This is a genomic window from Rhizobium viscosum, assembly GCF_014873945.1.
GTDB lineage: Bacteria > Pseudomonadota > Alphaproteobacteria > Rhizobiales > Rhizobiaceae > Rhizobium > Rhizobium viscosum.
The window spans coordinates 469,855-484,224 of record NZ_JADBEC010000002.1 but is presented as its reverse complement, the minus strand read 5'-3'; the positions used below and the strand labels follow the sequence as shown (position 1 = coordinate 484,224).

Here is a 14,370-nt window from a genome sequence, read left to right as displayed (position 1 = left end):
TTGAATCTGTCTGGTTGGCGCAGATCCAATAGTGCGGTTTTTCGCACAAAGTGATTTGCTGGCCGTGCGAAAATATGCACAATACGGCCATGCTCCAGAGGACTGCAAACGAACGTTTACTGACGCCTGAACAGCTTGGCCGGCGCTCCCGGTCCGTCTGGCTGATCTTTGCGGCGCTCGCCGCGGTCCTCATCGGAACGGCCCTTTACGGCGCCGGCATTTATGGCCGCCTGCAGGCAATTGCAGCGCTGGAGGATCAGGGGCAGACCGACGCCAATCTCAAGGTGGCGCTGCTGCGTGCCGTGCTCGAAGGGCCGCGGGCTCTGCCGCTGCTCCTTGCCGATGACCAGCAGGTGCGAGATGCTTTGGCCTCGGGGCAGGGAGAGGCTGTCATGGGGCTTGACCGCAAGCTCCAGAGCCTTGTCGCCGGCACCCGCGCCTCTGTTCTCTATGTAACCGGCAGGAACGGCATCGCGATCGCGTCCAGCAACTGGCAGGAGCCCTTAAGTTTTGTCGGCAACGACTATTCCTTCCGCGATTATTTCCGCCGCGCGATGGAAACGGGCACGGCGGAGCATTTCGCGCTTGGCAATGTCAGCAACCGGCCGGGCCTTTATATTTCCCGGCGGGTCGGGGATGCCGCTGATCCGCTTGGCGTCGTCGTCGTCAAGATGGAGTTCGATCAGCTGGAATCCGACTGGCGCGATGCGGTCCGGCCTGCCTATGTCATCGATGAGCACGGCGTCGTGCTCATCACCAGCCTGCCGTCCTGGCGTTTTATGACGGCGAAGCCTCTGCCGCAGGAAAGCCTTGCGGCGATCAGGACGAGCTTGCAATTCGGCGAGGCGCCGTTGCTGCCCCTCCCGATCGAGGAGCGGCAAGCGCTGAGGCCTGGAGCCACAATCGTCCATGCCGTCATGCCGGGCGCCGGGGAGGGCGAATTCCTGCGATTGCGCACGGAGGTGCCGTCGACATCCTGGCAACTCGAATATCTCGTGCCGACCGAAGCGCCGATCGCCTCTTCGGTGCGTGAATGGCGGCTGCTGACTTTGGCCGCTCTCATTCCCGTGCTGGCAATCATGACCTTCCTGCTGCGTCGCCGCCAGATCGTCGTCATGCGTATCGCGACCGAGCGCGCCGCCCGCGAGGAGCTGGAGCGCCGGGTGCTGGAGCGCACTCAGGACCTGAGCCGCGCCCGTGACCGTCTGCAGGAGGAGATAACGGACCATCGCGCCACCGAAGCAAGGCTACAGGTGGTGCAGCAGGAACTCGTGCAGGCAAATCGCCTGGCGATCCTCGGACAGGTCGCCGCAGGCGTGGCGCATGAGATCAACCAGCCGGTCGCAACGATCCGCGCCTATGCCGACAATGCCCGAACCTTCCTCAAACGCCAGCAGCCGGGACCGGCCGACGACAATCTCGATGCGATTGCCAGCCTGACGGAGCGCATCGGCACCATCACCGAGGAGTTGAAGGCCTTTGCCCGCAAAGGCCGCACTGCGGCGGAACCGATAGAACTACGCGCCGTCATCGAAGGCGCAGTCGTTCTGCTGCGGAGCCGGTTTGCCGGCCGATTGGATGCGCTCGATATCAGGCTGCCGTCGGTCGGTCTGAAAGTGAGTGGCAATCGCATCCGGCTGGAGCAGGTGCTGATCAACCTTTTCCAGAACGCGCTGGAAGCGCTGGAAGGCAGGGAGGGCGCGAAGGTTGAGGTCTTCTGCGAGGAGACGGACAGCGAGGTGGCGGTGACAGTCGTCGATAACGGTCCCGGCATATCGGAGGACATCCTCGGCTCGCTCTTTTCGCCTTTCAATACCTCGAAGGAAAAGGGCCTAGGCCTTGGTCTCGTCATCTCCAAGGATATCGTTGCCGATTATGGCGGCCGTATCGAGGTCGACAGCAACGAGAGCGGCACCCGCTTTACCGTTCATCTGCAGAAAGCACAGGCATGAGTGAAGCAATCCCCGTCTTCCTTATCGATGACGACAAGGATCTCCTGAAGGCGACGAAACAGACGCTGGAGCTTGCCGGCTTTTCTGTTTCGACCTTTTCCGCTGCTACCGAAGCGTTGAAGGATCTGAACGCGGATTTTTGCGGGGTCGTTGTTTCCGATATCCGCATGCCGCATATCGATGGTCTGCAGCTCTTCGATCGTATCCGCCGGCTGGATGAAGACCTGCCGGTAATCCTGGTCACAGGGCATGGCGATATCCCGATGGCCGTCAAGGCAATCCAGGACGGGGCCTATGACTTCATCACCAAGCCCTTCGCAGCCGACAGGCTGGTGCAAAGCGTGCATCGTGCCGCTGAAAAGCGCGGGCTCGTGCTCGACAATCGGTCGCTGCGCGAAGCGGCCGAGCAGGCGCAGGGCGACCTGCCGCTGATTGGCCAGACGCCTGCCATGGAGCGCCTGCGACGAACGCTCCGGCAGATCGCCGACACCGATGTCGACGTCCTGGTGACTGGCGAAACCGGCAGCGGCAAGGAAGTGGTGGCAAGCCTGCTGCATCGCTGGAGCCGCCGCTCGAACGGAAATTTCGTGGCGCTGAATTGCGGCGCTCTGCCGGAAACCGTGATCGAGAGTGAGCTTTTTGGCCACGAGGCCGGGGCCTTCACCGGCGCCCAGAAGAAACGCATCGGCCGCATCGAACATTCGAGCGGTGGAACGCTATTCCTCGACGAAATCGAAAGCATGCCGGCGTCCGCGCAGGTGCAGATGTTGCGCGTCCTGGAGATGCGGGAGGTCATGCCGCTCGGTACCAACGAGGTGCGGCCGGTCGATCTGCGTGTCGTGGCCGCCGCCAAGATCGATCTCGGCGATCCGCGTGAACGCGGCGATTTCCGCGAGGACCTCTATTATCGCCTCAATGTCGTAACGATCAACATTCCGCCGCTGCGCGACCGGCGCGACGATATCCCGCTCCTCTTCGCCCATTTCACCGAACGGGCGGCCAATCGCTTCAAGCGTCCGGTTCCCGCGGCTTCGCCGCAGTTGCATCATCACCTGAAAGATCATGACTGGCCGGGCAACGTGCGTGAGCTCTCACATTTTGCCGAGCGCTTTGTTCTTGGCCTTGAAGCGGCACCGGCCGAAACGCGACAAAACGGGATGGATAACAAAGAGGCCTCCCTACCTCTGCCGGCGCGGATCGACCGTTATGAGGCCGATATCATCCGCGAAACGCTGATCCGCAACGACGGCGACGTGCGCCGGACGATCGAAACACTCGGCATTCCACGCAAGACCTTTTATGACAAGCTGCAGCGTCATGGCATCGAGCGGGCCGCCTTCAGCGCGTCCAAGTCTGAGAGCTGACATATCGGTTATCCGGCAAAGCGGGTCCTCATATAGAAACCTCGGTTGAGAGTTCGCGACAGTGACAAGTCGTCAAGCCGCGCTAAATTGATCGATGCTTCGCCCGGCCAATCATGAAACGAGCACTTGATGCGAAGAGGTCGCAGCAGAGACAGCCATCTCGGGGTGGCTCGTCCGCAAATACAATAGGTTGCATTGCTAACGTAATCTCTACCTTGATTTATCGCTTCGGCAGAGCCTTCTTACAGGCGCACCGGATTGCGGCGACAGAAAATGTCGCTCTTGGCGAATCAGATTGTGCTTATTCCGCGGCGACACGTGTTCACGTCATTGGAATGACAGTGGATTAGCGGTCTCTCAAAACCGCGCGCGAATAATACTCCTGGCGCAGTTTCAAAGCTATAGAGCCGGTAAATTTTCAGAGATCAAATTGACGGCCTGCCCGCACTTTTTTGTGTAGCGATGCCGGAATGCCAGTCATGTCTTATTTCCGTCTACGGAGCCCTTGATCTTTCGGAACATTGGCGCACCATCTTACTTAGCGAAGGCGAAAATCGCTGAGGCAGACCTTTATAGGAGGGCCTATGCTGAACAACTCCCTATTTGATGCGTTCACCCGTAACTACGAGTCTCGCCGCGAGACGGATATGTCTATCGCGGACTATCTATCCTTATGCAAGAAGGACCCCATGGCCTATGCCAATGCCACAGAGCGGCTTCTGGCAGCAATCGGTGAACCTGAGATCATCGATACGGCCAAGGATTCGCGGCTCGGGCGGATCTTCATGAACAGGACGATCCGAACCTATCCGGCCTTCACGGGATTTTTCGGTATGGAAGAGACGATCGAGCGGATCGTGTCCTTCTTCCGGCATGCAGCCCAAGGCCTGGAAGAGCGCAAGCAGATCCTCTACCTGCTCGGCCCAGTCGGCGGTGGCAAGTCTTCGCTTGCGGAGCGCTTGAAGCAGCTTATGGAGGTCAATCCCATCTATGTGCTGAAGGCAGGCGATGATTTGAGCCCGGTCTTCGAAAGCCCCCTCAATCTCTTCGATCCTCTGGCAATGGGGCCGTTGCTGCTGGAAGAATACGGTATCCCTACCCGCCGCCTTAGCGGCCTGATGAGCCCATGGTGCCTCAAGCGGCTAGACGAGTTCGACGGCGATATCTCACGCTTCCGCGTCGTGAAAATCCAACCGTCCCGGCTTCGCCAGATCGCGATTTCCAAGACCGAACCGGGTGACGAGAACAACCAGGACGTCTCGTCGCTGGTCGGCAAAGTCGATATCCGCAAGCTGGAGCACTATTCGCAGAACGATCCAGACGCCTACAGCTATTCCGGCGGTCTCAATCGCGCCAATCAGGGCATTCTGGAATTCGTCGAGATGTTCAAGGCGCCGATCAAGATGCTGCACCCGTTGCTGACCGCGACGCAGGAAAACAATTACATGGGCACCGAGAATATCGGTGCGATCCCGTTCTCGGGCATCATCCTTGCCCATTCGAATGAAGCGGAATGGCAGACTTTCAAGGCTAACAAGAACAATGAAGCCTTTATCGACCGCATCTGCGTCATCAAGGTTCCCTATTGCCTCCGGGTCATGGAGGAGCAGAAAATCTATGAGAAGTTGATCGAAGGCTCGGAGCTTGCAGATGCGCCCTGCGCGCCAGCGACGCTGGAGATGCTGGCCCGCTTCTCCGTCCTGTCGCGGCTTCGCAAGCATGAGAATTCCAATCTCTTTTCAAAGATGCGCGCCTATGACGGCGAAAGCCTGAAGGAAACTGATCCGCGCGCCAGAAGCGTACAGGAATATCGCGATGCAGCAGGCGTTGATGAGGGCATGGACGGAATATCGACACGTTTCGCCTTTAAAGTTCTTGCGTCGACATTCAACCACGACACAACGGATATCGGTGCCGACCCCGTTCATCTAATGTATGTTCTGGAACAGGCGATCCGCCGCGAGCAGTTTTCCGAGGAGACGGAAAAGCGCTATATGGAGTTCATCAAGGCAGAACTGGCGCCGCGTTACGCGGAATTCATCGGTAACGAGATCCAGAAGGCCTATCTGGAATCCTACTCTGATTACGGTCAGAATCTGTTCGACCGTTACGTCGATTACGCCGATGCCTGGATCGAGGACGTCGATTTCAAGGACCCCGATACAGGACAGTTGCTCGACCGCGAACTTCTGAACCAGGAGCTAACGAAGATCGAAAAACCCGCGGGCATCGCCAATCCTAAGGATTTCCGCAACGAGATCGTCAAGTTCTGCCTCAGGTCGCGCGCCCACAATGGCGGCAAGAACCCATCCTGGACCAGTTATGAAAAAATCCGGGAAGTGATCGAAAAGCGGATGTTTTCGCAGGTTGAGGATTTGCTGCCGGTCATCTCCTTCGGATCGAAGAAGGATAGCGAGACCGAAAAGAAACACAGTGAGTTCGTCTCGCGCATGGTCGCGCGGGATTATACCGAACGGCAGGTTCGCCGGCTGGTGGAATGGTACATGCGCGTCAAGCAGGCGAGTTAGGTAGGCTGTCCGGCGAGTACCCATTAGGAGCAAACATGCACATCATTGACCGGCGGCTCAATCCGCGCGGTAAAAGTTTAGAAAATAGACAACGGTTTTTACGGCGTGCCAAGGACGCCGTAGAACAAGCGGTTAAACGATCTTTGCAAAACCGCTCCATCCGCGATGTGCTTGATGGCGGTGAGGTCACTCTTCCGATCGGCGGCATGGCCGAACCGGGCCTTCACCGGGGCGGAGGGGGAATTCAGGATCGTATCCTTCCCGGTAATCAGAAATTCGTCGAAGGTGATTTCATAAAGCGTCCGCCGGCATCGGGCGGCGGCCGATCGTCCGAGGCGGGGGAGGGCGACGGCGAAGACGGCTTCCGCTTCGTCCTGACCCGGGAGGAGTTCCTCAACATCTTCCTCGAGGATCTGGAATTGCCTGATCTCGCCAAGCGGCGACTGAGCGAGACCGAGGAGGTGACGCCACAAAGGGCCGGTTTTTCTGTCTCCGGCTCCCCCTCCAACATCGCTGTCGGGCGCACGACACGCCTTGCCATGATGCGGCGCCTGGCGCTCCATCGCCCGAAGGTGGAGGAAATAGAGGCGCTCCAGAAGCAGATCGACGAATGTGACAATGCGGAAGAGCGCCTTGTTCTTGAAGATAGGCTGAGGACGCTGACGCTCAAGAGCAAGCGCATCCCCTATATCGACCCGCTCGACGTCCGCTACCGGCGCTTTGAAAACACACCGAAGCCTGTCGTCAAGGCGGTGATGTTCTGCCTCATGGACGTGTCCGGTTCCATGAGTGAGCATATGAAGGATCTCGCCAAGCGATTCTACCTGCTCCTCTATCTCTTCCTGTCGCAGCGTTACGAGAAGGTGGAGATCGTCTTCATCCGCCATACGGAAAAGGCGGAGGAAGTCGATGAGGAGACTTTCTTCTATAGCCCGGCGACAGGCGGCACGCTGGTTTCCAGTGCGTTGGCAGTGATGCGCTCGATCGTTGCCGCGCGCTTCGATCCGACGGAATGGAACATCTATGCGGCGCAGGCCTCCGATGGCGACAATTCCTATTCCGACGGCGCTCTGACCGGCCAGCTGCTGCAGCAGGAAATCCTGCCCGCCTGCCAATACTTCGCCTATATCGAAGTCGGTGAGGAAGACGGGGATTCCTCAATGTCGAGGTCGCCGCTCTGGACTCTCTATCAGGAGATCCGCTCCGCAGCACTGCCTCTTGCCATGCGCAAGGTCTGCCGCAGGAACGAGATATTCCCTGTTTTCCATGACCTGTTTCAGAAGAAAGCCGCCAAGGCAGGGGCCACGCCATGAAGACCAGCACGCGGCACAAGGAAAAGCTTCTGTTTGAAGGGGCTGACTGGGATTTTCCGACCCTGCAGCGCATTCATGATGCCTGTGAAGACATTGCGCTTGGGGAACTGGGGCTTGATGTCTATCCGAACCAGATCGAGGTCATCACATCGGAACAGATGCTCGATGCCTATTCCTCGACAGGCATGCCACTCTTCTATCGCCACTGGTCCTTCGGCAAGCATTTTGCTCATCACGAGGCCTTTTATCGCCGTGGCATGCGCGACCTCGCTTATGAGATCGTCATCAACAGTTCGCCCTGCATCTCCTATCTCATGGAGGAGAACACGGCGACCATGCAGACGCTGGTCATTGCGCACGCTGCCTTCGGCCATAACCATTTCTTCAAGAACAACTATCTGTTCAAGCTCTGGACAGATGCCGAGGGCATTCTCGATTATCTCGACTTCGCCAAGAGCTACATCTCCCGTTGCGAAGAACGATATGGCGAAGTGGCTGTCGAGCGCACGCTCGATGCCGCACATGCATTGATGTCGCATGGCGTGCACCGATACGCAGGCAAAACTCAGGTAGACCTCCGGCAGGAAGAAAAGCGGCTGCAGGAGCGCCGTGCGCACGAGGAGAAGATCTTCAACGATCTCTGGCGCACCGTGCCCGTCGGCCTCAAGCGCAACAAGTCCGATCGCGATCTCGAGCACCGGCGCGCCGCACTTGGCTTGCCGCAGGACAATATCCTTTACTTCCTCGAAAAATCCGCGCCCCGGCTGCATCCCTGGCAGCGCGAGATCTTGCGCATCGTGCGCCACGTTGCCCAGTATTTCCATCCCCAGCGCCAGACCAAGGTGATGAATGAGGGAACCGCCACCTACGTCCACTACAACATCATGCAGCGCCTGCACGAGCGCGGGCAGCTCAGCGACGGCAACCATTTCGAGTTTCTGAAATCGCACACCAATGTCGTGTTCCAGCCGATGTACGATGATCGGCGTTTCTCGGGCTTCAATCCCTATGCGTTGGGCTTTGCGATGATGCAGGATATCGAGCGCATCGTGACGGAGCCGACTGGCGAAGACCGCGATTGGTTTCCGGACATCGCCGGACGGGGCGATCCGATGGCAGTCCTGCGTGATATCTGGGCCAACTACCGCGACGAGAGTTTCGTCAGCCAGTTCCTGAGTCCAAGCCTCATGCGCCGGTGGCGCATGTTCCAGCTCCACGACGATCCGGAGGTTCAGGAGGGTATCCTGGTTTCCGCGATCCATGACGAGCGCGGTTATCGGCGTATCCGCCGGCAACTCTCCCGCGATTACGATATCGGTCATACCGACCCGGCCATTGAGATCGTCGACGTCGATCTCGCAGGTGACCGCAGATTGCTGTTGCAGCACCGAGCCACCAATGACGAGTTCTTGGAAGAGGAGGATCTGAAGCTCGTTCTGCAGCACCTTGCCGATCTCTGGAGCTATGACGTTCTGCTGGAAGAACTCGACAGCAAGGAGAGTGTCGTCCGGAAGCACGTCGCCCATCCGCGGACCTCTTCGCGACAAAGCGAATTCGCCTGAGTGGGCGGGATTCTGCCTGCATTCAAGAGATACGATTCTTCAAACGTGATTGGACAGGCAGCGTAGTTGGGATCAACCTTCTGAAGGGGGCGTGCAGTCTATTTTTCCAAATAGGAGGCCGTCATGGAACAATACGCAGTCGATCAGCTCAAGGCTATAGCCAAGGTCAGCCGTACCGCGCCACAACTGTCTCGCGCCGAGCGGTTGGACCGGTGGGCGGAGCTTCTGGAAGGCGATCCTGCGCGTTCGCTCGTTACCCTTCGGGAAACCGAATATCTACCCCGTGACCAGCGGATACTGATGAGGATCACCGGGTCACCCATATCGGTAGCCTATGACGATCCGGTTCTGCGTGCCGCGGGTCTCGAAGGCGATACTTATGGGGACGCCCAGAGCTTCTTCGATCTTAACGATCGCCAGCTGCACGGGCTCGTCTGCTCCTGCCATTTCGGAGCACGGGTCGATGCGGGTGTCGTCGCCCGCCATCTGAGAGCCACCTCCATCCCGGGCGTGAAGGGTATTCTGGCGCGCATGCGGCTGATGTTTACGCGATAGGCCGACTGCCTACCCGACACCAATGATCAGACACCTGGCGGAAGCGGAACCGGGGCGGTGAAATGCGGTACTTCGTAGCCGCGCTTCACCTGCGGCCGGGCCGCAAGCTGCAGATACCAGCGGCGGACGTTCGGGAAGTCGCTCAGGTCGATCTTGTGGCGCACAAAACGCGAAACCCAGGGCCAGACGGCCATGTCGGCGATGGAATAGTCGCTGACAAGATATCCCCGGCCTTCAAGTCTTGCGTCGAGCGTTTCATAGAGCCTTATCGTATCTTTGCGGAAAAGCTCTTCGGCGAAGGGTGCGCGGCCTTCATTGTAGGTCCGGAAATAATGGGCATGGCCGAGCGTCGGCCCGAAGCCGCCCATCTGCCACATTAGCCATTCGATCGTATGATGGCGGGCTGCACCTTCACGCGGCAGGAAGCGTCCCGTCTTTTCGGCGAGATAGAGGAGGATGGCCCCGGATTCAGCGAGTGTGATACCGGTTTCGTGGTCGACGATGGCTGGGATTTTGCTGCCTGGATTGATTGCCACGTAGTCGGCGGAAAACTGATCGCCTTTGGTAATATCGATCGCGTGGGCTTTATAGGGAAGGCCGAATTCCTCGAGCGCGATCGATATCTTCAGGCCGTTCGGCGTGATCCAGGTATAGAAGTCGATCATCGGACGCTCAGTCGAACATTACTTCATCGACCGGCAGCTTTGCCATTCCGAAACGGCCGGTGACGTCGTCGAGGCCGGAGAACATATCCCGCAGCGTATAAACGATGGTTTCAACCCTCTGATCAGAAACGCGATAGACAATCGCCTTGCCATCGCGGCGTCCTCCGATGATGCCTGCCGCGCGCAGTTCCGCAAGCTGTTGTGAAAGCGTTGGCTGGCGAATGCCGAGTTCTTCCTCGAGCACTGAGACCGATGCCTCGGTTTCCATCAGATAACAGACGATCGCCAGCCGGTTCGCGTTGGCGATCAGCTTCAGAAGTTCGCTCGCCTCTCCTATGCTGCGACAGACCCTCGATGACACGGGCTTGGTCATGGTCACCTCTTTTGTTCTATAAAAAAGTAAAGTGACTGCTTGGAGATTTCAATGCTCGGCCGCCTCGCAGGCGTATCGGCGGTAAAAGATTTTATTATTATCGGTAGATTTGATAGGCTTTTGATCTTGATTCTCGCAGGCTTCCGGGACGACTTTTCTCGCTTTCAATTTATAAAAAAGTAGATTGATCGCAAGGCCAATCACTGACCGGAATGAAGATGAGAATCGGTGTCCATCCCAACAATCTCCACTTGAGGCTCGCCAGCCTATGGCCGGGTGCTTTCGCCGGGCTCGACCCGGTCTTCGTTCCCTATGGTGAAGGCCGGGACACTGCCTCGTTGCTGGAAAGCGGCGCGATCCATATCGGTGGAACCGGCTCGACGCCGCCGATCGAGGCAGATGCCCGTGGCCTTCATGTTGAATACGTCGCCGCATCGGCGCCGCGGCCGGCCAATGGCGCGATCTTTGTACGTGCCGGCAGCGATATCGGTTCGGTGGCCGATCTCGCCGGACGCAGGATTTCCCTGATCGATGGTTCGTTTCACACCTATCTGCTCGCCCGCAGTCTGGAGGGCGAGGGCCTTGCACTTGGAGATGTCGAGCGCATCGAAATCGGCACGCAGGATTCCCTGACGGAACTGCTGGAGGGAAGGGTCGATGCGTGGGTTGCGATGTCGCCGCGGCTGGAGAAGGCGATCGGCCGCGACGATCTCCGTCTCCTCGTTCGTTGTGGTGCCGCCATTCCCAACCGGTCGCTGTTCTGGAGCCTCGCGCGCGTCGGGCTCTCTCCCGCCGAGATCGCAGCTATCGCCTCGGAGCTTGCCCGGATTGGTGGCGAGATTGCCACCGATCAGGTCAGAGCAGCCCACCTTCTGGCAGAGCACGACCGCAGCGGTACCGACGCTGAGGCCTGGGAGAGGGTGGTGCGCTCGCGCGACTTCTCGGTAGTGCCGATCGATGCGGCAGTGCTGGCCGAGCAGCAGGAGGAAGCCGACACGCTCTTTCGCCACGGCCATTTTGATCGCGCGGTTGCCATTAGCAGGCTGTTGGAAGCAACGAAATGAGGAGCCGGGAATGAACGTCTTCTGGTATATGTGCGCGCCTGACGGCGCCTATCCATGGCAGCCGGAAGGCTCGCGTCAGGTCGATTACGGCTACTACAAGCAACTCGCCCAGGCTTACGATCATCTGGGTTACACTGGGGCACTCTTTGCGACCGGCGCCCATGACGTCTGGGTGCTGGCAAGCGCGCTGCTTTCCCATACCGAACGACTGCGTTTCCTCGTCGCCATCCATCCCGGTCTCGTCGCGCCGACATTGCTTGCCAAGATGGCGGCAACCTTCCAGGAGTTCGCGCACGGTCGCCTGTTGATCAATGTCGTTTCAGGCGACGCCAAGATGCTCGGCGCCTACGGCATGATGCTGCCGCATGACGAGCGTTACGACATGGCGGACGAATATCTGCAGCTCTGGCATCGCCTTTTTGCTGGCGAAAGCATCACCTATCAGGGCAAGTATTTCTCCACCGACGGCGCCAAACTCGCGCTGCCTGTCGGTGAAAGCATCGCCCCGCCGCCGCTCTGGTTCGGCGGCTCCTCCGACAAGGCGCTCGATGTCGCGGCAAAGCACGTCGATACCTATCTTTCCTGGGGTGAAACGCCGGAGCAGATCAACGGCAAGATCGAGGCGGTGAAGGCGCGTGCCGCCCAATACGAGCGCGAACTCGAATATGGCATCCGCCTTTATGTGATCGTGCGCGATACGGATGAAAAGGCGTGGGAAGCTGCCGCCGACCTTTACGACCGCATGGACGATGCGGCGATTGCCGCCAACCAGCGTTTTGTTGCCCGCAGTGATTCCGTCGGCCAGCAGCGAATGACGGCGCTGCATGGCGGCCTGAAGCCGGCCAACCTGCGCGATCTTGAAGTTGCTCCCAATCTCTGGGCCGGCATCGGCCTGGTACGACCCGGTCCCGGCACGGCAATCGTCGGCTCGCCCGATACGGTGCTGCGCACGCTGGAGGCATATCAGAAGGCGGGCGTCGAAACCTTCATTCTTTCCGGCATGCCGCTGCTTGAGGAAGCCTATCGTTTCGGCGAAAAGGTTCTGCCGCGTCTCGATGTCAGCAGGGAAGTGTCGAAGGCGCGCAACTACACCTGGTCGACGCTCTTCGATCGCGACCTTTCCACCGTCAAGAGCGCCTGACCCTCCGAAGAAAGCAAGTTCAGTGGCAGCAAGCGAATTCCACCCCGCCGAACAGGAGACGACAGGTGACGGGCTTGCTGCCCGTATCCTGAGGGCGATCGAAGGCGTGCTCGGCGTGAGCGCCGCCCTTGTGCTCGCTATGCTGCTCTTCATGGTGCTGGTCACGGTCTGCATGCGCTATTTTTTCGCAGCCGGCTTTATTGGCGCGGAAGATCTCGGCATCTGGCTGCATGTGTTGTTGATCGCGCTCGGCGCACCGCTCAGTCTCAACAGCGCGCTTGCCATGCGTCTCGATGTCTTCGTCAACATGCTGCCAGAGCGGCTGCGCCCGGTAACGCAGATCGCAGCCGATGTCTTTACCGTGCTGTCCGGCTTGATCCTGAGTTTCGGGGGCAACGAGATCATGACCATGCTCGGTGGCATATCCCCGACGCTTGGCGTACCGGAATGGATCCGCTTCGGCTTTCTCGGCGTGGGCGGCGCGTTGATCCTCATCGTCCTTCTGCTGCAACGCATCGTCGAAGGAAAAGCGTTGCCGGTCCTCCTTTCCATCGCTATCGGTGCCGCATTCTATGCTGGCATTCCCTTCGTCTCCGTCGAACTCGACTGGCCGCCCAGCATCTTCCTCGGCCTGATCGCTGCTATAGGCCTCGTGCTCGCAGCACCCTTGCCGCATGCCTTCCTGGCGGCTGCCTATGTGGTGATCGCCTTCGGCAGCAGCCTACCGGAGCCGGCGATCGTGTCGTCGACCGTCACCGGCATCTCGAAATTCCTGCTGCTTGCCATCCCCTTCTTCCTGCTTGCCGGCGGTTTGCTGACGGCATCGGGCGTTGCCAACCAGTTGGTACGCTTTGCCGCCGCCATGGTCGGTCACCGCCGTGCCGGTCTCGCTCAAACGACGCTGCTCACCAGCGTGCTATTTTCCGGTGCCTCCGGCTCTTCAGTTGCCAATGCCGCCTTCGGTGCGTCCACCTTCCAGCCGGAGCTCGTCCGCCATGGTTATCCGCCGGCAAAGGCCGCAGCGATCATCGCAGCGACCTCGGTGCTGGACAATGTCATCCCGCCGTCGATCGCCTTCCTGATCCTGGCAACCGCCACCAATCTTTCGGTTGGCTCCCTGCTGGTCGGTGGCTTCTTCGCCGGTGGTCTGATGGCGATCTGCCTTGCGGTCGCCATCCATCTGACGGTCCGCGATCAGGCGCCGCTGCCGCGAGCCACGTCGGTGCAGCGCTGGCAGTCAGCTATCCAGGCAATCCCCGCCTTCGGTCTCGGTGTCATCGTCGTGGTCGGCATTCGCATCGGCATCGTGACGACGACGGAAGCCGCGGCCCTGGCGGCCTTCTACACCTTCCTGCTCGGCATCGGTGCGCGGCTTGGCGTCCTCTCGCTTTATGCCGCCTTCCGCCAGGCTGCCGTGGAAGCCGCGGCGATCGGCCTGCTGATCGGCACGGCCGGTCCATTCGCCTTCCTTCTGGCTGTCGATGATGTCTCGGGCCTGATCTCACACCTGACGACGGTGCTTGGCGGCAGTGCGCTCGCGGTGATCCTGCTGTCCAACGTCATCCTGCTGGTCGTTGGCCTCGTTCTCGACATCGGCGCTGCGATCCTGCTCTTCGGGCCGATCCTGCTGCCTGCCGCCGTCGCCGCAGGCATCGATCCCATTCATTTCGGCGTCATCATCGTCGTCAACCTGATGATCCACGGCCTGACACCGCCGCTCGGCATGCTGATCTTCGTCGTCAGCGGCGTGACCCGCATTCCAGCTTCCGCCCTCTTCAAGGCGGTTGTTCCCTATCTGCTTGCTCTTCTCGTTTCCCTCGCAGTCCTTTGCGCCTGGGCGATCATCTTCTAAC

11 protein-coding genes are annotated in these 14,370 nt (G+C 59.3%); 9 read left to right on the top strand and 2 right to left on the bottom strand.

Going from position 1 to position 14,370, the window contains the following annotated elements:
• The first annotated feature begins 74 nt into the window (after positions 1-74).
• From H4W29_RS23130 to H4W29_RS23105, 6 genes are all read left to right on the top strand, one after another.
• Positions 75-1,952: a sensor histidine kinase gene (locus tag H4W29_RS23130; protein ID WP_192731199.1), complete on the top strand. Its 1,878-nt coding sequence runs from the start codon at positions 75-77 to the stop codon at positions 1,950-1,952.
• On the top strand, positions 1,949-3,316 hold the full coding sequence (locus tag H4W29_RS23125; RefSeq protein WP_192731198.1) for a sigma-54-dependent transcriptional regulator: 1,368 nt from the start codon (positions 1,949-1,951) through the stop codon (positions 3,314-3,316). The genes H4W29_RS23130 and H4W29_RS23125 overlap by 4 nt, the downstream gene beginning before the upstream one ends.
• A 584-nt stretch (positions 3,317-3,900) precedes the next feature.
• A complete protein-coding gene (locus H4W29_RS23120) occupies positions 3,901-5,844 on the top strand; it encodes a PrkA family serine protein kinase (RefSeq protein ID WP_192731197.1) in 1,944 nt (647 codons plus the stop codon).
• 35 nt (positions 5,845-5,879) lie between these two features.
• The gene (locus tag H4W29_RS23115; RefSeq protein ID WP_192731196.1) at positions 5,880-7,157 is read left to right on the top strand and encodes a YeaH/YhbH family protein; all 1,278 of its coding nucleotides are present in this window, start codon (positions 5,880-5,882) and stop codon (positions 7,155-7,157) included.
• Positions 7,154-8,719: a SpoVR family protein gene (locus H4W29_RS23110; protein ID WP_192731195.1), complete on the top strand. Its 1,566-nt coding sequence runs from the start codon at positions 7,154-7,156 to the stop codon at positions 8,717-8,719. Before H4W29_RS23115 ends, H4W29_RS23110 begins: the two co-directional genes overlap by 4 nt.
• 123 nt (positions 8,720-8,842) lie before the next feature.
• A complete protein-coding gene (locus H4W29_RS23105) occupies positions 8,843-9,274 on the top strand; it encodes a hypothetical protein (protein ID WP_192731194.1) in 432 nt (143 codons plus the stop codon).
• Positions 9,275-9,300: 26 nt separating this feature from the next.
• Here the strand turns inward: H4W29_RS23105 and H4W29_RS23100 are convergent, their stop codons facing one another.
• Both H4W29_RS23100 and H4W29_RS23095 read right to left on the bottom strand, forming a co-directional pair.
• Positions 9,301-9,939 carry a glutathione S-transferase N-terminal domain-containing protein gene (locus tag H4W29_RS23100; RefSeq protein ID WP_192731193.1) on the bottom strand — a complete coding sequence of 213 codons (639 nt, stop codon included), beginning with the start codon at positions 9,937-9,939 and terminating at the stop codon, positions 9,301-9,303.
• Between the two features lie 7 nt (positions 9,940-9,946).
• Positions 9,947-10,312, bottom strand: coding sequence for an ArsR/SmtB family transcription factor (locus H4W29_RS23095; RefSeq protein ID WP_192731192.1), 366 nt, complete (start codon positions 10,310-10,312; stop codon positions 9,947-9,949).
• A gap of 218 nt (positions 10,313-10,530) precedes the next feature.
• Here H4W29_RS23095 and H4W29_RS23090 point away from each other — a divergent pair, with 218 nt between their 5' ends.
• From H4W29_RS23090 to H4W29_RS23080, 3 genes are read left to right on the top strand one after another with little or no spacing between them, the layout of a single operon-like run.
• Positions 10,531-11,376, top strand: a complete 846-nt coding sequence (locus H4W29_RS23090; protein ID WP_192731191.1) for an ABC transporter substrate-binding protein — start codon at positions 10,531-10,533, stop codon at positions 11,374-11,376.
• Between the two features lie 10 nt (positions 11,377-11,386).
• Positions 11,387-12,517, top strand: coding sequence for an LLM class flavin-dependent oxidoreductase (locus H4W29_RS23085; RefSeq protein WP_192731190.1), 1,131 nt, complete (start codon positions 11,387-11,389; stop codon positions 12,515-12,517).
• 22 nt (positions 12,518-12,539) lie between these two features.
• Positions 12,540-14,369 (top strand): TRAP transporter large permease, encoded by a 1,830-nt coding sequence (locus H4W29_RS23080; protein ID WP_192731189.1) that lies wholly within the window; start codon positions 12,540-12,542, stop codon positions 14,367-14,369.
• Position 14,370: the final 1 nt, after the last annotated feature.